This window comes from Aeromicrobium sp. Root236 (assembly GCF_001428805.1).
Taxonomy (GTDB): domain Bacteria; phylum Actinomycetota; class Actinomycetes; order Propionibacteriales; family Nocardioidaceae; genus Aeromicrobium.
The window spans coordinates 414,877-431,583 of the sequence record NZ_LMIS01000001.1 but is presented as its reverse complement, the minus strand read 5'-3'; the positions used below and the strand labels follow the sequence as shown (position 1 = coordinate 431,583).

At 68.5% G+C, this 16,707-nt stretch carries 20 protein-coding genes; 8 read left to right on the top strand and 12 right to left on the bottom strand.

Going from position 1 to position 16,707, the window contains the following annotated elements; all coding sequences use genetic code 11:
- Positions 1-9 precede the first annotated feature (9 nt).
- Together ASE12_RS02155 and ASE12_RS02150 are read right to left on the bottom strand one after the other, a co-directional pair.
- Positions 10-1,230 (bottom strand): acyl-CoA dehydrogenase family protein, encoded by a 1,221-nt coding sequence (locus tag ASE12_RS02155; RefSeq protein WP_056396349.1) that lies wholly within the window; start codon positions 1,228-1,230, stop codon positions 10-12.
- Positions 1,231-1,244: 14 nt separating this feature from the next.
- Positions 1,245-2,561, bottom strand: a complete 1,317-nt coding sequence (locus ASE12_RS02150; protein WP_235508822.1) for an acyl-CoA dehydrogenase family protein — start codon at positions 2,559-2,561, stop codon at positions 1,245-1,247.
- A gap of 190 nt (positions 2,562-2,751) precedes the next feature.
- Between ASE12_RS02150 and def the strand changes: the two genes are divergently transcribed.
- Positions 2,752-3,357: a peptide deformylase gene (gene def, locus ASE12_RS02145; RefSeq protein WP_056396347.1), complete on the top strand. Its 606-nt coding sequence runs from the start codon at positions 2,752-2,754 to the stop codon at positions 3,355-3,357.
- Between the two features lie 20 nt (positions 3,358-3,377).
- Here def and ASE12_RS02140 read toward each other — a convergent pair whose 3' ends face one another.
- On the bottom strand, positions 3,378-4,181 hold the full coding sequence (locus ASE12_RS02140; protein WP_056396346.1) for an RNA methyltransferase: 804 nt from the start codon (positions 4,179-4,181) through the stop codon (positions 3,378-3,380).
- A gap of 18 nt (positions 4,182-4,199) precedes the next feature.
- Here ASE12_RS02140 and ASE12_RS02135 point away from each other — a divergent pair, with 18 nt between their 5' ends.
- On the top strand, positions 4,200-4,727 hold the full coding sequence (locus ASE12_RS02135; RefSeq protein ID WP_056396343.1) for a YbhB/YbcL family Raf kinase inhibitor-like protein: 528 nt from the start codon (positions 4,200-4,202) through the stop codon (positions 4,725-4,727).
- Positions 4,728-4,778: 51 nt separating this feature from the next.
- Here the strand turns inward: ASE12_RS02135 and ASE12_RS02130 are convergent, their stop codons facing one another.
- From ASE12_RS02130 to ASE12_RS02120, 3 genes are read right to left on the bottom strand one after another with little or no spacing between them, the layout of a single operon-like run.
- On the bottom strand, positions 4,779-5,894 hold the full coding sequence (locus tag ASE12_RS02130; RefSeq protein ID WP_056396339.1) for an SPFH domain-containing protein: 1,116 nt from the start codon (positions 5,892-5,894) through the stop codon (positions 4,779-4,781).
- The gene (locus ASE12_RS02125) at positions 5,895-6,347 is read right to left on the bottom strand and encodes an NfeD family protein (protein WP_056396336.1); all 453 of its coding nucleotides are present in this window, start codon (positions 6,345-6,347) and stop codon (positions 5,895-5,897) included. It lies immediately after the preceding gene.
- Positions 6,344-7,174 carry an ABC transporter ATP-binding protein gene (locus tag ASE12_RS02120; RefSeq protein ID WP_056396332.1) on the bottom strand — a complete coding sequence of 277 codons (831 nt, stop codon included), beginning with the start codon at positions 7,172-7,174 and terminating at the stop codon, positions 6,344-6,346. Before ASE12_RS02120 ends, ASE12_RS02125 begins: the two co-directional genes overlap by 4 nt.
- An 80-nt stretch (positions 7,175-7,254) precedes the next feature.
- Here ASE12_RS02120 and serB point away from each other — a divergent pair, with 80 nt between their 5' ends.
- On the top strand, positions 7,255-8,460 hold the full coding sequence (gene serB, locus ASE12_RS02115; protein ID WP_056396328.1) for a phosphoserine phosphatase SerB: 1,206 nt from the start codon (positions 7,255-7,257) through the stop codon (positions 8,458-8,460).
- Here serB and ASE12_RS02110 read toward each other — a convergent pair.
- The gene (locus ASE12_RS02110) at positions 8,457-8,765 is read right to left on the bottom strand and encodes a transcriptional regulator (protein WP_056396325.1); all 309 of its coding nucleotides are present in this window, start codon (positions 8,763-8,765) and stop codon (positions 8,457-8,459) included. The genes serB and ASE12_RS02110 overlap by 4 nt on opposite strands.
- Positions 8,766-8,850: 85 nt before the next feature.
- On the opposite strand from ASE12_RS02110, the gene ASE12_RS02105 reads away from it, so the two are divergent.
- Positions 8,851-10,053, top strand: coding sequence for an MFS transporter (locus ASE12_RS02105; protein WP_056396322.1), 1,203 nt, complete (start codon positions 8,851-8,853; stop codon positions 10,051-10,053).
- 61 nt (positions 10,054-10,114) lie between these two features.
- Here the strand turns inward: ASE12_RS02105 and ASE12_RS02100 are convergent, their stop codons facing one another.
- The gene (locus tag ASE12_RS02100) at positions 10,115-10,330 is read right to left on the bottom strand and encodes a dodecin (protein ID WP_056213679.1); all 216 of its coding nucleotides are present in this window, start codon (positions 10,328-10,330) and stop codon (positions 10,115-10,117) included.
- Between the two features lie 82 nt (positions 10,331-10,412).
- Here ASE12_RS02100 and ASE12_RS02095 point away from each other — a divergent pair, with 82 nt between their 5' ends.
- The gene (locus ASE12_RS02095; RefSeq protein WP_056396319.1) at positions 10,413-10,748 is read left to right on the top strand and encodes a DUF3099 domain-containing protein; all 336 of its coding nucleotides are present in this window, start codon (positions 10,413-10,415) and stop codon (positions 10,746-10,748) included.
- A complete protein-coding gene (locus ASE12_RS02090; RefSeq protein WP_369797159.1) occupies positions 10,741-10,929 on the top strand; it encodes an acetone carboxylase in 189 nt (62 codons plus the stop codon). The genes ASE12_RS02095 and ASE12_RS02090 overlap by 8 nt, the downstream gene beginning before the upstream one ends.
- Here the strand turns inward: ASE12_RS02090 and moaA are convergent.
- Positions 10,926-11,912, bottom strand: coding sequence for a GTP 3',8-cyclase MoaA (gene moaA, locus ASE12_RS02085; RefSeq protein ID WP_056396316.1), 987 nt, complete (start codon positions 11,910-11,912; stop codon positions 10,926-10,928). The two genes, ASE12_RS02090 and moaA, sit on opposite strands and share 4 nt — an antisense overlap.
- Positions 11,913-11,981: 69 nt before the next feature.
- On the opposite strand from moaA, the gene ASE12_RS02080 reads away from it, so the two are divergent.
- Positions 11,982-12,752: an SURF1 family protein gene (locus ASE12_RS02080; RefSeq protein WP_056396313.1), complete on the top strand. Its 771-nt coding sequence runs from the start codon at positions 11,982-11,984 to the stop codon at positions 12,750-12,752.
- The gene (locus ASE12_RS02075) at positions 12,749-13,405 is read left to right on the top strand and encodes a hypothetical protein (RefSeq protein WP_056396309.1); all 657 of its coding nucleotides are present in this window, start codon (positions 12,749-12,751) and stop codon (positions 13,403-13,405) included. The genes ASE12_RS02080 and ASE12_RS02075 overlap by 4 nt, the downstream gene beginning before the upstream one ends.
- A 26-nt stretch (positions 13,406-13,431) precedes the next feature.
- On the opposite strand, the gene ASE12_RS02070 is transcribed toward ASE12_RS02075, so the two are convergent.
- The 3 genes from ASE12_RS02070 to ASE12_RS02060 all read right to left on the bottom strand — a co-directional run bounded on the left by ASE12_RS02070 (position 13,432) and on the right by ASE12_RS02060 (position 16,619).
- Positions 13,432-14,169: a peptidase E gene (locus ASE12_RS02070; protein ID WP_056396306.1), complete on the bottom strand. Its 738-nt coding sequence runs from the start codon at positions 14,167-14,169 to the stop codon at positions 13,432-13,434.
- A 24-nt stretch (positions 14,170-14,193) separates the two neighbouring features.
- Positions 14,194-15,792 (bottom strand): ABC-F family ATP-binding cassette domain-containing protein, encoded by a 1,599-nt coding sequence (locus ASE12_RS02065; RefSeq protein WP_056213666.1) that lies wholly within the window; start codon positions 15,790-15,792, stop codon positions 14,194-14,196.
- 200 nt (positions 15,793-15,992) lie between these two features.
- Positions 15,993-16,619, bottom strand: a complete 627-nt coding sequence (locus ASE12_RS02060; RefSeq protein WP_056396303.1) for a TerB family tellurite resistance protein — start codon at positions 16,617-16,619, stop codon at positions 15,993-15,995.
- Positions 16,620-16,707: the final 88 nt, after the last annotated feature.

The following is a 16,707-nucleotide window of genomic DNA, read 5'->3' as shown; positions in this document are numbered from 1 at the left end:
GCAGGTCCGTCAGCGAAGCTCCGACGAGGTGAGGTTGAGCAGGCGCCGAGCCACGATGAGCTGCTGGATCTGCTGCGTGCCTTCGAAGATGTCGAGGATCTTGGAGTCCCTCGCCCACTTCTCCACCAGCTCGGTCTCGCTGTAGCCCAGCGTCCCGGCGAGCTCGACGCAACGCAGCGTGATCTGGTTGCCCACGCGGCCGGCCTTGGCCTTGGCCATGGAGGCCTCCATCGAGTTGGGCTTGCGGTTGTCCGCCAGCCACGCGGCCTCGAGGGTCAGCAGCAGGGCGGCCTCCCAGTCGGCCTCCATCGCGATGAACGTCGCCGCGGCGTACGACTGCGACTGCACGGGGCGGTCGTAGTCGATGACGACTCCGGCGTCCTCCAGCAGGCGGCGGGTGTCCTCCAACGCTGCTCTGGCGCAGCCCACGGCCATGCCGGCCACGAGGGGACGAGTGTTGTCGAACGTCGCCATGGCGCCGGCGAAGCCCTGCTTGGTGTCGATCTCCGGGTTGCCGAGGAGGTTCTCCGCGGGCACTCGGCAGTTGTCGAGCACGATGACGGCGGTGTCGGACGAACGGATGCCGAGCTTGTGCTCCAGCCGCTCGACCCTGATGCCGGGCAGGCTCTTGGGCACGAGGAACGACTTGATCGCGGCCCGGCCGAGGTTCTTGTCGAGCGTCGCCCAGACCACGACCGAGTCGGCGCGGTCACCGGCCGTCACGAAGATCTTCTCGCCGTTGAGGATGTAGGCGTCGCCGTCCTTGACCGCGGTCGTGGTGATCGCCGCCGAGTCGGAGCCGAAGCTCGGCTCGGTGATGGCCATCGCCGCCCAGGTGCCCTTGAAGCGCTCGAGCTGCTCCTCGTTGGCCACCGACGCGATCGCGGAGTTGCCGAGGCCCTGACGGGGCATCGAGAGCAGGAGGCCGACATCGGCCCAGCACATCTCGATGATCGAGAGCACGGACGACATGTTGGTGCCGTTCTTGACCTTGCTGCCCTTGTCCTCGTCGTCGGTCTCGTCACGGCGTACGCCGGCAGCGCCGGCACCCTGGCCCTGTCCGGAGTCGCCCATGCCGTCGACCAGCGAGGCGAGCAGGTCCAGCTCCTTGGGGTACGCGTGCTCGGCGAGGTCGTACTTGCGCGAGTTGGCGCGCAGGAACTCCTCGGCGACCTGGTGGGCCTGCTTGATGAACGGGCGGAACTTGCGGGGAGTCTCGAGATTGATCATGAGTGATTCCGTCCTCAGACGAGGACTGCTCCTTCCATCAGGCCGATGGCTCGCAGGTCGCGGTACCACCGTTCGACCGGGTGCTCCTTGACGAATCCGTGGCCGCCGAGCAGCTGGACGCCGTCGGTGCCGATCTTCATGCCGTACTCGGCGGTCAGTCGTCGCGCGAGCGCGACCTCGCGGGCGTGGTCCGCACCCTGCTCGGCCCGTGAAGCGGCTCGCAGCGTGGTGAGGCGCATGCCTTCGAGCTCGATCGCGATGTCGGCGACCATGAACGCCACCGCCTGGCGATGCGCGATCGGCTCGCCGAACGCGGTGCGGGTCTTGACGTAGTCCGAGACGTAGTCGAGGACGGCTCGAGCCGCACCGAGTGCGAGGCCGGCCCAGGCGAGGCGCGAGAGGCGTACGCACTCGCGGTAGTCGTCAGCCGAACCGTCGCCGAGGATGGCGTCGGCGGGGATGTCGACGTCCGTCAGGACGAGGCGACTCAGGCCGGCCGCACGCAGGCCCATGCCGGGGTCCGCCTCGATCGTCACGCCATCGGTGCTCGACTCGAGCAGCACGAGCGTCGGCCCGCGACCCTCGAGATCGACGGCCACGACGAACAGCTCGGCCTCGGCGCCGCGTACGACCGCGGACTTCACGCCATTGAGCCGGAAGCCGGTGTCGGTCGTGACGCCCTTGGTCTGCAGCTCGAACGGGTCGAAGAGGGGCCGTGGCTCGGCGACCGCGAGCGCCGCGGTCGGGATGTCGTCGCCCGCGAAGGCAGGGAGATAAGTCTGCTGCTGCGCGTCGGAGCCCCACAGCGAGATGGCAGTCGCGACCGCAGCCGGCGCGAGGCATGCGACGGCCTGCCCCATGTCACCCTCGGCGAGCGCCTCGGCGACCAGCACGCCGGTGACGGCCGACCGGTCCTCCGACAACCCGCCGAGGCTCTCGGGGATGTTGAGGAGGGTCAGTCCGAACTCGCTCGTCTGGGCGAGGACCTCCTTGGACGTGTCGTTGGCGGACTCGGCGGCCTCGGCTCCGGGACGGAGCACCTCGGCGGCGAACTCCTTGATGATGCCGACGATCATCTGCTGGTCCTCGGTCGGCTCCAGGTCGAACACACCGCTGTCGGACGTACGTGCCAGGCGCTTGGGCTTGCCCGAGCTCTTGACCCGCTTGAACGTACGCGTCGTGGCTCCGGCGACACGGAAGCCGCTCTTGGCGCCCTGGTAGACGGCCTTCTCGGTCGTCTTGCGCAGCTTGAGCTTGTCGATGGTCGGCGAGCTGGCGATGCGGTTGAGCACCGCCAGACCGATGCCCATGGGATCTCGGCGACTGGCCACAGGAACTCCTCGGACTGGATGAGTGAAGGGGCGAGGTTGGACTGAGGTGCCCACCCGCTCCGCCAACTGTAACTGCGAGTTGCAGTTTGACATACCCATGGTATCCGAACTCACATCGCAGGACCAGAAGTTGCCGCCACCTGATGGCTCGGTAGCCTTGTCCAGTCCTGAGCGAAGGAGCCCAGAGCCCGTGCCTGCTTCACAGTCCCGACCGCTGCCCGGAGGCGGTTCCGTACGTCCCATCACCCGCTGGGGCACGCCCGTCATGCACCGCGAGCTCAAGGACGTCACGGTGTTCGACGACGACCTCGAGACGCTCGTCAAGGACATGGTCGCGACGATGTACGCCGCCAAGGGTGTGGGCCTCGCAGCCAACCAGGTCGGCGTCGACCTCAAGGTGTTCGTCTTCGACTGCCCTGACGACGACAACAACCAGGTGACCGGCGTCGTGTGCAACCCGGTCCTGCACCTTCCGGAAGGCAAGGACCGCAACCTCGAGGACGAGGACGAGGGCTGCCTGTCGCTGCCCGGAGCCTTCACCTCGTGCGCCCGGCCCGATCGTGCACACGTCACGGGCGTCGACCACACCGGCGCCCCCGTCGAGTTCGTCGGCGACGGCTTGCTGGCGCGGTGCCTGCAGCACGAGACCGACCACCTGTTCGGCACCGTGTTCGGCGACCGGCTGCCCGAGCGTTCGCGCAAGAAGCTCTACAAGCAGCATCAGGAGCTGGCCGACAACTACCCCGAGGACTGGCCCATCACGGTGCTCGTCGACGACCCGGTCATCGAGCGCTAGGTCCCGCCACCGCCAAGGGCTCAGCGCGCCCGCAGCTCCCAGCAGGCCACGGCGACCGACGAGGCGACGTTGAGCGAGTCGATGCCGGCTGCCATCGGGATCGTCACCCGATGATCGGCCGACTTCTCCCAGTGCGAGCTGAGTCCGTGCCCCTCGGAGCCGACGATGAGGGCGAGGCGATCGACGTCGTGCGGCACCGAGTCGATCGGCACCGAGTCCGCGGCCAGCGTCATCGCGTACGTCGTGAAGCCCGCGTCACGGAGCACGTCCGGTGCGGTGTACCAGTCCTCGATCCGCGCGTAGGGCAGCCAGAACACCGAGCCCATCGACACCTTGATCGCGCGGCGGTAGAGCGGGTCGGCGCAGCGCGGTGACAACAGGACCGCGTCGAAGCCCAACGCCGCCGCGGCCCGGAAGGCGCCACCGACGTTCGTGTGGTCCGCGAGATCCTCCATCACGATGACGCGACGCGCGTCGGCCAGCACCTCCTGGGGCGAGGCGAGCTCCGGGCGTTCGAGCGCTGCGAGCGCCCCGCGGTGCACGTGGAACCCGGTGAGCTTCTCGATCGACACGTCGTCGAGCACGAAACAGGGCACGTCGCTGGCGTCGAGCAGGTCGGCGAGTCCGTCGAGCCAGCGCGGCGACATGAGGAACGAGCGCGGCCGGTGGCCTGACTCGAGGGCTCGACGGACGACCTTCTCACCCTCGGCGAGGAACAGTCCCCGGTCAGCCTCGAGCCGCAGCCTCAGCTGGACGTCACGCAGGTCGACGTAGTCGCGGAGTCGGGGATCCTCGAGGTCGTCCAGTCGTACGATCTCGGCCACCGGGCTAGCCTAACGAGCATGAGCCTTGACCGTCCTGTGACACCCGATCCCTATCCGCTCCTGCCCTCCGCGGCGTCGTTCTCGGTGACGAGCTCTGACGTCACCGACGGCCAGCCCCTCAAGGACGACCAGGTCAACGAGTTCGGCGACACGTCGCCGCAGCTGTCCTGGTCCGGCGCACCGGAGGGCACCAAGTCGTACGTCGTCACGTGCTTCGACCCCGACGCGCCGATCGTGTCCGGCTTCTGGCACTGGGTCGCCGTCGACATCCCCGCCGACGTCACCGAGCTGGCCACCGGGGCGGGCGCCTCGGACGACTCGCTGCCCGGCAGCGCATTCCACGTACGCAATGACGGCGGCGGCTTCGGCTACATGGGCGCCGCTCCCCCAGCCGGCGACCAGGTGCACCGCTACTTCTACGTGGTGCACGCCGTGGGCGAGGACAGCCTCGGCGTCGACTCCTCCGTGTCGCCCGCGGTCGTCGGCTTCAACCTCGCGTTCAAGACGCTGGGCCGCGCGATCATCCACGGCACCTACCAGCACTGAGACGACAGAACGCCCCTCGACCGTGATGGTCGAGGGGCGTTCTGCATCGTCCTAGGCCGTGGGCGGCTCGGGAGCCGCAGGCGGCTCAGGGGTGCCGGACTCGGGCTGGGCCGGCGGCGCGCCCGCACTCGGACCCACCGGACTCTCGGCGGCCTTGGCGGCGTCGAGGGCCTCCTGCACGGCGTCGGCGGTGGCCTGTTCGTCGGGAGCGTCGTCGACGATCGGCGCGTCGAAGTCGACCCGCGTCTTGCTGCCGCCGCCGTCGACCGGGATCTTGCCGAGCGTGCCGCCCAGCGTGCCCAGCGCCTTGGTCAGCTCGGCCGGGATGATCCACGTCGTGGCGTTGTCGCCCTCGGCGATCTTCGGCAGCATCTGGAGGTACTGGTAGGACAGCAGCTTCTGGTCGGGGTTGCCGTCGTGGATGGCCTGGAAGACCGTCTGGATGGCCTGGGCCTCACCCTGCGCCCGAAGGATCTGTGCCTGGCGGTCGGCCTGCGCCGTGAGGATCTGCGCCTGGCGCTCACCCTCAGCCGTCAGGATCGCGGACTGCTTCTGGCCCTCGGCGGTGAGGATCGCCGACTGGCGCTCGCCCTCGGCGGTGAGGATCGCCGCGCGCTTGTTGCGCTCGGCGCGCATCTGCTGCTCCATCGCGTCGATGATCGACGGCGGCGGATCGATGCCCTTGAGCTCGACGCGGTTGACGCGGATGCCCCACTTGCCGGTCGCGCTGTCGAGCTCGCCGCGGAGGCCGGAGTTGATCTGGTCGCGGCTGGTCAGCGCGTGCTCGAGGCTCATGCCACCGGTGATGTTGCGCAGCGTCGTCATCGTGAGCTGCTCGATCGCCTGGATGTAGTTGGCGATCTCGTAGGTCGCCGCGATCGGGTCGGTGACCTGGAAGTAGATCACGGTGTCGATCGACACGACGAGGTTGTCCTCGGTGATGACCGGCTGCGGCGGGAACGAGACGACCTGCTCACGGAGGTCGATGACGTAGCGGACCTTGTCGATGAACGGCACGACGATGTTGAGGCCGGCCGACAAGGTCGTACGGTACTTGCCGAACCGCTCGACGATCCCGGCTCGCGCCTGGGGCACGATCTTGACCGTCATCGAGACGAAGACGATCGCCAGGACGGCGATCAGGATGAGCACGATCAGTGCTGTCATTCAGGACTCCTTGATGGTGACGACGGCAGTGGCGCCGTCAATCCGGGTGACGAGGACTTCGGTGCCGGTCTCGTACGTCTGACGGTCCTCGGCCGCGCGGGCGGACCAGACCTCACCGGCGAGCTGGATGCGGCCGTGCGTGCCGCCGACGGGCTCCAGGACGATGGCCGAGCGGCCGACGAGGGCGTCATGGCCCGTCGTCAGCGTCGGACCGGCGTGCAGGCGCTCGACCAGCGGAGGGCGTACGAGGAGCAGCATGGCCACCGCCACCAGCGCGAACACCACGATGGCGAGATAGACATTGACCCCGAGGGCCGTGGCGACCGCAGCGGCGAGCGCTCCGACGCCGAACATCAGCAGGACGAGGTCGAGGCTCAGCAGCTCGATGATGACCAGCAGGAGCGCGATGGCGAGCCACACGGCCCAGCCGTTGTCGGTCAGCCAGTCGTTCATGATGCCTCCCCTGTGCCATCGCCGCGATCAGCGCGATGTCCGTATGCTGCCCGGCGGGCGTTGTAGCGTCCACCTTCGTGCTGGAGCTGGATGCGCGACCCGAAGGTCGTGCTGAGCGTCTCGCCCGTGAGCGTCGACTCGATCGGCCCCTGGGCCACCACCCTGCCATCTCGAAGCATGAGTACGTGGGTGAATCCGACGGGAATCTCCTCGACGTGGTGCGACACCATCACGAGCACCGGCGCGTCCTTGGCGTGCGACAGCACCTCGAGGCTGGCCATGAGGTCCTCGCGGGCACCGAGGTCGAGGCCTGCGGCGGGCTCGTCGAGGAGCAGGAGCTCGGGGTCGGTCATGAGCGCGCGGGCGATCAGGACTCGCTTGCGCTCGCCCTCCGACAGCGTGCCGAACGTGCGGTTGGCCAGGCGCGTGATGCCCATCTCGCCCATCATCTGGGTGGCCCGACGGTAGTCCTCCTCGTCGTACTGCTCCTGCCAGCGGCCGAGAACGGCGTGCGCGGCCGAGACGATCGTGTTGCCGACGGACTCCGTGGGCGGGATCAGGTCGGCGACGGCGGTGCTCGTGTGTCCGATGCGGGTGCGCAGGTCGAAGATGTCGACCTTGCCGAGCTTGCTGCCGAGGATGCGGACCTTGCCCTTGGTCGGGTGCATCGCCGCGCTGATGATCTGCAGCAGCGTCGTCTTGCCGGCTCCGTTGGGCCCGAGGACGACCCACCGCTCGCCCTCCTCCACGGTCCAGCTGACGTCTTCGAGCAGGACCTTGCCGGGCCGTACGACACTCACCTTCGAGAGCTCGAAAGCGGCAGGCATACACACTCCTGGTCGTAGTTGGTGGCGGTGGAGTCAACCTATCGCGGCGACGCTCGGCGTCAGCGATAGCCTCGGGTGCGATGACTGATCCCGTGCCCACTCTGCACTTCAACGATCCGACCGTCCTGGTCACCCTCACGGGGCCCGACCAGAGCGGTGTGACGACGCGCCTGTTCGCCGACATCGAGCCGTACGGCGTGGAGGTCATCGACGTCGAGCAGCTCGTCGTACGAGGCCGCCTGATCCTCAGCGCCCTGCTCACCGTCCCCGACGACACCTCGCGCCTCGAGACCACGGTGCACGCCGTTGGCGCGGCGTTCGGCCTCGAGGTCACGGTCGAGTACGGAACCGGCGACAACCGGGCTCGCCGGGTCGGCCGGGCGCAGGTCGTGATCCTCGGCGCTCCCCTGCGCCCCGCCGCCATGGCAGCCCTGGCCCAGCAGATCAAGGACGACGGCGGCAACATCGACCGCATCGTCCGCATGGCCCGCTATCCAGTGACGGCGATCCGCATGGAGGTGTCGGGTGCGGACCCCGACCAGCTGCAGGCCGATCTCGCCGCCGTCGCGTTCGAGCAGGGCGTCGACGTCGCGGTCCAGGAGAACGGCATCCTGCGGCACGCGCAACGGCTCGTCGTGATGGACGTCGACTCGACCCTGATCCAGGGCGAGGTCATCGAGATGATCGCCGCCCACGCGGGGTGCGAGGCCGAGGTCGCCGCCGTGACCGAGTCCGCCATGCGAGGCGACCTGGACTTCACGGAGTCCCTGCGCGCGCGGGTTGCCTTGCTCGAGGGTGTTCCCGAGTCGGCGCTCGACGAGGTCTACGACTCGCTGACGTACGCTCCCGGCGCCCGCACGATGATCCGTACGCTCAAGCGTCTCGGCTATCGGTTCGCGCTGGTCAGCGGCGGTTTCACCCGCATCATCGAGAAGATCGCCGCCGAGCTCGACATCGACTACTTCGCGGCCAACGAGCTCGAGGTGGTCGACGGCCGCCTCACCGGCAAGATCGTCGGGGACGTCGTCGACCGGGCCGGCAAGGCGGAGGCGCTGCGGCACTTCGCCGATCAGGCACGCATCTCGGTCAAGAACACCGTGGCGATCGGCGACGGCGCCAACGACCTCGACATGCTCGCGGCTGCGGGCCTCGGCATCGCGTTCAACGCCAAGCCCCTCGTACGCGACCAGGCGCGGACCTCGGTCAACGTGCCGTACCTCGACGCGATCGTCTACCTCCTCGGCATCACCCGCGAGGAGGTCGAGGCCGCCGACGCGGCTGACTAGCTGCCGAGCACCGAGTCGAGCAGGCCGGGGAACCTCGCGTCGAGCTCGTCCTTGCGGAGGCTGACGAGCCGGCCGCGACCGTTGGGCACGTTGCGGACGATGCCGGCCTCACGGAGCACCTTCATGAGGTGCGACTTCGTCGACTTGGGCAGGTCGGGATTGGTCGCGCCGCAGGCCGCCATGTCGAGCGGGCCGCCGGCGACCTCCCGCACGATCTCGAGCCGGGCCGGGTCGCTCAGCGCGAACAGCACGTCGGTCAACGCGATGTCCTCGATCGCGGGGTGTTCCAGCTCATAGGTCGCCATGGTTCGATAATACTTGAACAGTGGTGATGATCGGCGTACCGTGATGGTTCCAATCTTTTCGAACTGATCGTTCCGAGGAACCACCATGACCATCACCCTGGACGCCCCTCAGGTCGCCCGACGCACCACCAACGCGTTCGCGCTGGGCCTCTTCGCCTTCGTGGCGATGATGATCGGCGCGAGCGCGCCGTCGCCGTTCTATCCCGTCCTGCAGCAGGAGCTGGGATTCTCGTCGGCGACCTTGACCGGCATCTTCGCCGTGTACGCCATCGCACTCCTGGCGACGTTGCTCGTGACCGGATCGCTCTCCGATCACGTCGGTCGCCGCCCGATGATCTCGGTGGGCTTCGCGATGCTCGCGCTCAGCATGGTCGTGTTCTGGCACGCGGACTCGGTCGGAGCCCTGTTCCTGGCGCGCACGGGGCAGGGTGCGGCCAGTGGCCTGCTGATGTCGTCCCTGAGCGCAGCGGTCGTCGACCTCGAGCCGGAGCACCGTCCCGGTGCAGCCGCGACGTTCAACAGCGTGAGCCCGCTCGCGGGTCTGGCCGCCGGCGCCCTGTTCGGCGGCATCGTGCTCGACCAGTCGTCGCAGCCGCTCGTGGCGGTGTTCGGCACCCTGACGGCCGTGTACGTCCTGCTGGCAGCGGTCGTCTGGCTGCTGCCGGAGACGTCACCGCGGCGTGAAGGCCTGCTGCACTCGCTGCGCCCCCGCGTCGGCGTACCGGTGCCGGCCCGTCCGGCATTCCTCCGGAGCACACCTGCTCTCGTCGCGGGCTGGGCCACCGGCGGTCTCTACCTCTCGCTCGGAGCGCCCATCGTGGCCACTCAGCTGGGCGGCCACGACCACGTCGAGCAGGGCCTCGTCGTCACGGTGCTCACCGGAGTCGGTGCGCTCGCCTGCTACGTCGCACGGGGAGCGGCCTCACGAAGCATCACGATCTTCGGGACGACGGCGCTCGCGCTCGGCACGGCGCTGACCCTGGTCGCCCTCGCCGCCGGGTCGCTGTGGGGATTCCTCGCCGCAGCAGTCGTCGGCGGAGCGGGCTTCGGCACGGCGTTCCTCGGCATCATGCGGTCGATCACCCCGACGGTGGGACCGCACGAACGGGGCGAGCTCTTCGCGGCGGTCTTCGTCGTCAGCTACCTGGCGTTCGGCATCCCCGCGGTCGCGGCGGGCATCGCAGCGCCGCACATCGGCCTGGCCACCACGACGTACGTCTACGGCGGCCTCGTGGTCGTCCTGTCAGCCGCTGCTGCCGGTCTGCGCCGGTTCGGGTCGACGGACTGATCTCGATACACCGCCTCGTCCCTCGGCGGCACTCGATCACCGGTGGAAAGGGCTGCTTGGCCTATTCATCGTCCTCGAGGCGGAAGCCGAGCTTCATCGTCACCTGGTAGTGGGACACCTCGGTGTCGGTGACCTGGCCGCGGATGTCCGTGACCTCGAACCAGTCGAGGTGGCGCAGGGTCTTGCCGGCCCGCTTGATGCCGTTGTCGACGGCTTCGGTGATGCCGTCGGGCGAGGTGCCGACGATCTCGGTGACGCGGTATGTGCGATCAGTCATGTCCCGAGCGTACGACCCGTGTGGCCCCGTGCGACTCCGGACTCCATCCGGTGGACACGCGTGCGCGACGTAGAGTGGAGGTGTGCCCACAGAACCGCGGAAGCAGCAGGTCTTCTCGATCACGACTGCGGCCGAGTCCCAGAGCGCCGACCGAGGCCGGCGCGAGCGGCGCTACGCGATCTCGATGGGCATCCGGACGCTCTGCTTCATCGGCGGAGTCATCGTCCTGACCACCGTCCCGTCGCCGTGGTCGCGCCTGGGCTGGATCCTGTTCGTCGGAGCGGTGTTCCTGCCCTACACGTCGGTGGTCCTGGCCAATGCGGGCGTACGCAAGAAGGGCTCCGGCCCGTCGCCGTTCGGTCCCGAGGCCAAGGGCGAGATCGAGCCGCCCGCTGCTCCGCCCCTCGACCGTGAGTGACGTCCTGACCTGCTCGGCCAAGGGCTGCACCGCCGAGGCACAGCACCAGCTGCTGTGGAACAACCCCAAGATCCACACGCCCGACCGGCGCAAGATCTGGCTCGCCTGCGACGAGCACGAGGAGTCGCTGCGGTCGTTCCTGTCGGCGCGAGGCTTCTGGAAAGAGACCCAGCCGGTCTAGCCGCCGATCGACGACATCGGGCGTGACGACTGCAGGAAGCTCGGGTCGTCGATGCCGTGACCCGGCAGCTTGGTCATCATCGCCGCGGTCCAGCGACGCGCGATCTCCTCGTCCGACGCACCACCGCGCAGCGCAGTCCGCAGGTCGGACTCCTCGCGGGCGAACAGGCAGTTGAGGATCTGGCCGTCGGCGGTCAGGCGTACGCGGTTGCAGTCGCCGCAGAACGGGCGGGTGACCGAGCCGATGATGCCGACGGTGTGCGGTCCGTCGTCGACGAGGAACTTCTCGGCCGGTGCCGAGCCGCGGCCGTCGAGGCCGGTCAGCCTGAAGTGCTCGCCCAGCAGCGTGAGCGTCTCGTCGGCAGTGACCATGGCCTCGCGGTTCCAGCCGTGCTGGGCGTCGAGCGGCATCTGCTCGATGAACCGCAGCTCGTAGTCGTGCTTCATGCACCAGCGCAACAGGTCCGGCGCCTCGGCGTCGTTGATGCCGCGCAGCAGCACGGCGTTGACCTTGACCGGTGCCAGTCCGGCTTCGCGGGCCGCGGCGAGGCCGTCGATGACGTCGTGCAGGCGGTTGCGGCGGGTGATCTGCTCGAACGTTGCGGGGTCCGTCGTGTCGAGGCTGATGTTGACCCGGTCGAGACCGGCGGCAGCCAGGGCCTTGGCCGTGTGCTTGAGGCCGAGGCCGTTGGACGTCATCGCCGTGCGGGGCTTTGACGGAAGTGCCTTGGTCGCGGCCACCAGCTCGGGCAGGCTGCGGCGGAGCAACGGCTCTCCCCCGGTGAACCGGACGTCGCGGACGCCGAGCAGCTCGACGCCGATGCCGATCAGGCGCATCAGCTCGGCGTCGGTCAAGGTGTCCTCGCTGGGCATCCAGTCGAGGCCCTCGGCCGGCATGCAGTACTGACACCTGAGGTTGCAGCGATCGGTCAGCGACACGCGGAGGTCGGTGGCGACCCGGCCATGTGTGTCGATGAGCTGCATGGACCCAGTCTAGGTGGCCTGACGCCACCCGAGGGACGAGACGTTGGCCCGCACAACTACCGTCGACATGTGTACCGCTTCCTGCTGAGCGTGCGGTGGATCGGATTCGCGGTCTTCGTCATCGTGCTCGCCGCCGTCTGCACCCGCCTGGGGTTCTGGCAGATCCACCGGCTCGAGCACCGGCTCGACCAGAACAAGATCATCACGTCCCACCTCAAGGCCGATCCGGTCGACCTGACGCAGGTGCTCGAGCCCGGCGACGAGGTCGACGACCAGACCGAGTTCACCCGTGTCCGGGCCACGGGGACGTACGACGTCGAGCACCAGGTGACGGTCAAGTTCTCGACGCGCGACGGTGCGCCCGGCGTCGACGTCGTCACGCCGTTCGTGCTGTCATCAGGCGAGGCGATCCTGGTCGACCGAGGCTGGCAGGAGTCGGAGAACACCGTCGCTCGTCCCGTCGTCCCGGCTCCCCCGTCCGGCGAGGTGACCATCACGGGCTGGCTGCGTCCCGACAACGGTGCCGGCAGCGACGCGATACGCCCGGTCGACGGGCAGATCAGGGCGATCTCGAGCGTCGGCTTCGCGAAGTCGGTGCCCTACAAGCTCCTCGGCGGCTATCTCAACCTGCGGTCGGAGGACCCTCCGGCGGCCAAGAAGCTCGCTGCCGAGCCCGAGCCGGAGCGGGGCCAGGGCCCGCACTTCTTCTACGCGCTGCAGTGGTGGTTCTTCGCCCTGCTGGCCGTCGTCGGCTACTTCTGGTTTGCGAGGTCGGAGGCCAAGGAGCGCCGCAACCCGACCCGGATCGACGGATTCGCCGACAGCAGTCCGCCCCGATGAAACACCCGCTGGCCGACGTGATCCATGACGCCGCCAACGGTCGATTTCCCCCTGTCGATGGCGGCTGGCACCGCGTTGAGCCGTGGAAGCAGGGCGTCGAGGCAGTCGTCGCCTTCACCGGGCACGCCGTCTTCGCGGTCGATGCGGCGACGACCGACGAGTCGTTGGCTGGTCTTGGCGCGGACGGATTCGGTGGAGCACACGACCCGCGCCTGATCACCGAGCTGGCCGGTCCGCGCGGGTGGATCGACAGCCTGGACGCGCTGCTGGTCGGCCGCGGACTCGGAGCGGAGACCGCGAGCTCACGACTCGTGCCGCGGCCAGACCTCGCAACACATTCCCGCGTGCACTTCGCAGCCACCAACCGTGATGACGTGCGAGTCTTCGGCTTCGAGGACCCGGACCAGTCGACTGTCGTCGTGCTGGCCCGCGGTGTGGCGGGGCTGCCGGAGATCAGCTTCGAGCTCGATCCTGAGGACCGCGGCGGCGCGGGCGCGGCGCTGGTCCACGACGGGCTCAAGCTCGTCCCGGAGGGAGAGCTCGTGTGTGCGGCCGCCGCACCGGGCAACGCCGCAAGTCTGCGCGCCCTCCTGTCCGCCGGGTTCGTCCCGTTGGGATCGCTGCAGCTCTTCCGCCGCGGCCCTGCCTCCTGACCGCGCCCGGAGTGATCCCGCCCCCATCACCCGAGGAGCCGAACCTCCAACGGATGCTCAGTGGCGAGCCCGAGGGCCGACTGCCTGACTTCGTACGCGCCTGCGTCCGGGCGCGTCGCGACCGCCTCGGCCAGCTCGGTGCCGTGGTAGATCAGGGCGGCCCCATCATCAGTGGCGAATCCCTGCGGCAGGATGCCGTCGCCGATCAGCGAGCGGAACAGAGGACGACGCTGCGCTTCGCTGTCGTGATGCACGCCGTTGCTGTACGGAAGCCAGCCCAGACCGTTCGTGACGGCCTGAAGGCTCTGCCCGAAGCTGTCGGTCGTACCTCCCGCGTGCCAGCAGATCGAGCCGGCTGAGACGCCACCGAGGACGACCCCTGCCTGCCACGCCTCGTGCAGGATCTCGTCGAGCCCGTGGGCGCGCCAGACGGCCAGCAGGTTCACGACGCTGCCGCCCATCACCCAGATGACGTCCTGGGCCAACAGGTGGGCGCGGATGTCGGCGATGTTGGGCATGGGGAACAGCGCCAGGTGGCTGACCCGGAACTCGGTGGGCCCGAACGCGCCATGGATCGCCGCGATGCCCTCAGCGCGGTCACCGAAGGCGGTGTTGAGGAAGCAGAGCTTCGGCGCCGACCCGGCGTTCGCGAGCTGCGCGGCGTACCGGTGGATCGGGTCGATGTCCCAGTCCCAGGGACCGCCGGGCTCGCGCGTACGGAAACCGATGCTGGAGGCGACGATCGTGGGGACGGACGCGGTCATGCGTCCATCCTGCCTCGGGCGTGCCTAGGCCAAGGTGACGAGGTCGGCGTAGTCCTCGGACCAGTGGTCCTCGTCGCCGTCAGGCAGCAGGAGGACGCGGTCGGGCTCGAGGGCCAGCACGGCACCCTCGTCGTGCGAGACGAGCACGATGGCGCCCTCGTACGTGCGAATGGCCCGCAGGACCTCTTCGCGCGACGCCGGGTCGAGGTTGTTGGTCGGCTCGTCGAGCAGCAGCACGTTGGCACTGGAGACGATGAGGCTCGCGAGCGCCAGACGCGTCTTCTCGCCGCCTGACAGCACGCCGGCGGGCTTGGAGGTGTCGTCGCCGCTGAACAGGAACGAGCCGAGCACGCTGCGCGCCTCGGTGTCCGTCAGCTGCGGCGCCTGCGCCTGCATGTTCTCCAGCACCGTCCGCGAGGTGTCGAGCGTCTCGTGCTCCTGGGCGAAGTAGCCGATCTTGAGCCCGTGCCCCGGGATGATCTCACCGGTGTCGGGGGTCAGGGTGCCGGCCAGCATGCGAAGCAGCGTGGTCTTGCCGGCGCCGTTGAGGCCCAGCACGACGACGCGGCTGCCCTTGTCGATCGCCAGGTCGACGTCGGTGAAGATCTCCAGGGAGCCGTACGACTTGGACAGCCCCTCGGCCATCAACGGCGTCTTGCCGCACGGTGCGGGCTTGGGGAACTTGATGTTCGCGACCTTGTCCTGCACCCGCTCGCCCTCGAGCCCGGCGACGAGCTGCTCGGCGCGGCGCAGCATCTGCTGCGCCGTCGCGGCCTTGGAGGCCTTGGCGCGGAACTTGTTGGCCTGGCTCGTCAGCTGGTCGGCCTTCTTGACCGCGATCGCGCGCTCGCGCTTGCGACGGTGCTCGTCGGCCTCGCGCTGCTTGACGTACGACTTCCAGCCCATGTTGTAGATGTCGATCGTCGCGCGGTTGGCGTCGAGGTAGAGGACCTTGTTGACGGTCTCCTCGATCAGCTCGACGTCGTGGCTGATGATCACGAGTCCGCCGCTGAAGTTCTTGAGGAACCCGCGCAGCCACACGACGGAGTCGGCGTCGAGGTGGTTGGTCGGCTCGTCGAGCAGCAACGTCTCGGCGTCGGAGAACAGGATGCGGGCGAGCTCGATGCGGCGGCGCTGACCACCGGACAGCGTCGACAACGGCTGCTCGAGCACCCGGTCGGGCAACCCCAGGGCGTGCGCGATCGTCGCAGCCTCGGACTCAGCGGCATATCCGCCGCCGGCGCCGAACACCGTGTCGGCACGCGTGTAGGCCTTCATCGCCTTCTCGGCGGTCGCCGGGTCGGGCGAGCCCATGTCGATCTCGGCCTTGCGCATCGCCGTCAGGGCCTCGTCGAGTCCGCGCGCACCGAGGATGCGGTCGCGCGCGGTGGTCGCCAGGTCACCGGACTTGGGGTCCTGCGGGAGGTAGCCGATCTTGCCGGTCGACGTGATGGATCCCTCGGCGGGCTGGCCGTCACCCGACAGCATGCGGGTCAGGGTGGTCTTGCCGGCGCCGTTGCGGCCGACGAGGCCGATCTTGTCGCCCTTGTCGACGCGGAAGGAGACGTCGGACATCAGGACGCGCGCGCCGAAGCGCAGCTCCACATTGGAGACGGTGAGCATGGGATGACTTTCAGATCAGGGTGTGCGAAAGGGCGGCGTCAGTGCGCCGCACTCATTCCCGCTGATGAAAGGTCACCCATCCAGTCTACGGGGCTCGCCGGCCTGCCGAGTCGCTCAGCATGGTGTGACCAGTCACATGGCACAACCGGACGCCACGCACGCCGTCGTTCTCGACGGCGACCGAGGGGGTGCCTCCGGCATCACGCCGAGTACGTCTCCCGTGCCTGGTCGATCGTGCCTCGAAGGTGGGCGGGAGTCATGCCGAGACCACGCCCGGCCCGCTCGATGAGCGCCAGCTCGCCGTCGTTGATCGCACCATCGGCTGCCGCGATCGCGACGCAGGCATCGAGGAGACTCTCCTTGCCCTGCTCGCTCAGCATGTCAGCCACATCGGCCAGCGCGCCGTCGAGATCGGCAGCTGTCAGCTGCTGCAGGTCGGCGTCCAGGTGCTGCGCTGCGTATGGCGTGTCGGAGTACTTCGCCATGATCTCCAGAGCCACGTTCTTCTCCTGCTCGCTGACCTGGCCGTCTGCGTTGATGATCGCGACCGCAGCGGCGCGCACAGCGTTGGCCAGCTTGTCGGCCATCCCGGCAGCGGTCGGTTGCGACAGGACTTTGGGGTCATAGCCGCTCTTGCACGTGTTGCACTCGACGAACTCCCCCAGGACCTTGAGGGGAATCAGAGGGATGAAGAAGAACGTGAACCACTTGCGGCCCTGCTTGAGCGTGTACTCACGATCGCCCCCGTCGTGTGGGCAGTAGAAGACCCCGCTCGAAAGTGACTTGTAGAGAACCTTGAATCCCCAGATCAACAGCACCGTCGTCATCCCCGTCCGCGTCGCACCAATGTGCGTTGCACCTTTCCACACGGACTGCGTCAAGGTGACTGGAATTGAGGATTCTCTGCCCGAGAGC

Coding starts and splice junctions, on each gene's coding strand:
- ASE12_RS02155 (WP_056396349.1), bottom strand. CDS start 1,230: ATGATCAATCTCGAGACTCCCCGCAAGTTCCGCCCGTTCATCAAGCAG.
- ASE12_RS02135 (WP_056396343.1), top strand. CDS start 4,200: ATGAGCCTTGACCGTCCTGTGACACCCGATCCCTATCCGCTCCTGCCC.
- ASE12_RS02130 (WP_056396339.1), bottom strand. CDS start 5,894: ATGACAGCACTGATCGTGCTCATCCTGATCGCCGTCCTGGCGATCGTC.
- ASE12_RS02125 (WP_056396336.1), bottom strand. CDS start 6,347: ATGAACGACTGGCTGACCGACAACGGCTGGGCCGTGTGGCTCGCCATC.
- ASE12_RS02120 (WP_056396332.1), bottom strand. CDS start 7,174: ATGCCTGCCGCTTTCGAGCTCTCGAAGGTGAGTGTCGTACGGCCCGGC.
- serB (WP_056396328.1), top strand. CDS start 7,255: ATGACTGATCCCGTGCCCACTCTGCACTTCAACGATCCGACCGTCCTG.
- ASE12_RS02110 (WP_056396325.1), bottom strand. CDS start 8,765: ATGGCGACCTATGAGCTGGAACACCCCGCGATCGAGGACATCGCGTTG.
- ASE12_RS02105 (WP_056396322.1), top strand. CDS start 8,851: ATGACCATCACCCTGGACGCCCCTCAGGTCGCCCGACGCACCACCAAC.
- ASE12_RS02100 (WP_056213679.1), bottom strand. CDS start 10,330: ATGACTGATCGCACATACCGCGTCACCGAGATCGTCGGCACCTCGCCC.
- moaA (WP_056396316.1), bottom strand. CDS start 11,912: ATGCAGCTCATCGACACACATGGCCGGGTCGCCACCGACCTCCGCGTG.
- ASE12_RS02075 (WP_056396309.1), top strand. CDS start 12,749: ATGAAACACCCGCTGGCCGACGTGATCCATGACGCCGCCAACGGTCGA.
- ASE12_RS02070 (WP_056396306.1), bottom strand. CDS start 14,169: ATGACCGCGTCCGTCCCCACGATCGTCGCCTCCAGCATCGGTTTCCGT.
- ASE12_RS02065 (WP_056213666.1), bottom strand. CDS start 15,792: ATGCTCACCGTCTCCAATGTGGAGCTGCGCTTCGGCGCGCGCGTCCTG.
- ASE12_RS02060 (WP_056396303.1), bottom strand. CDS start 16,619: ATGACGACGGTGCTGTTGATCTGGGGATTCAAGGTTCTCTACAAGTCA.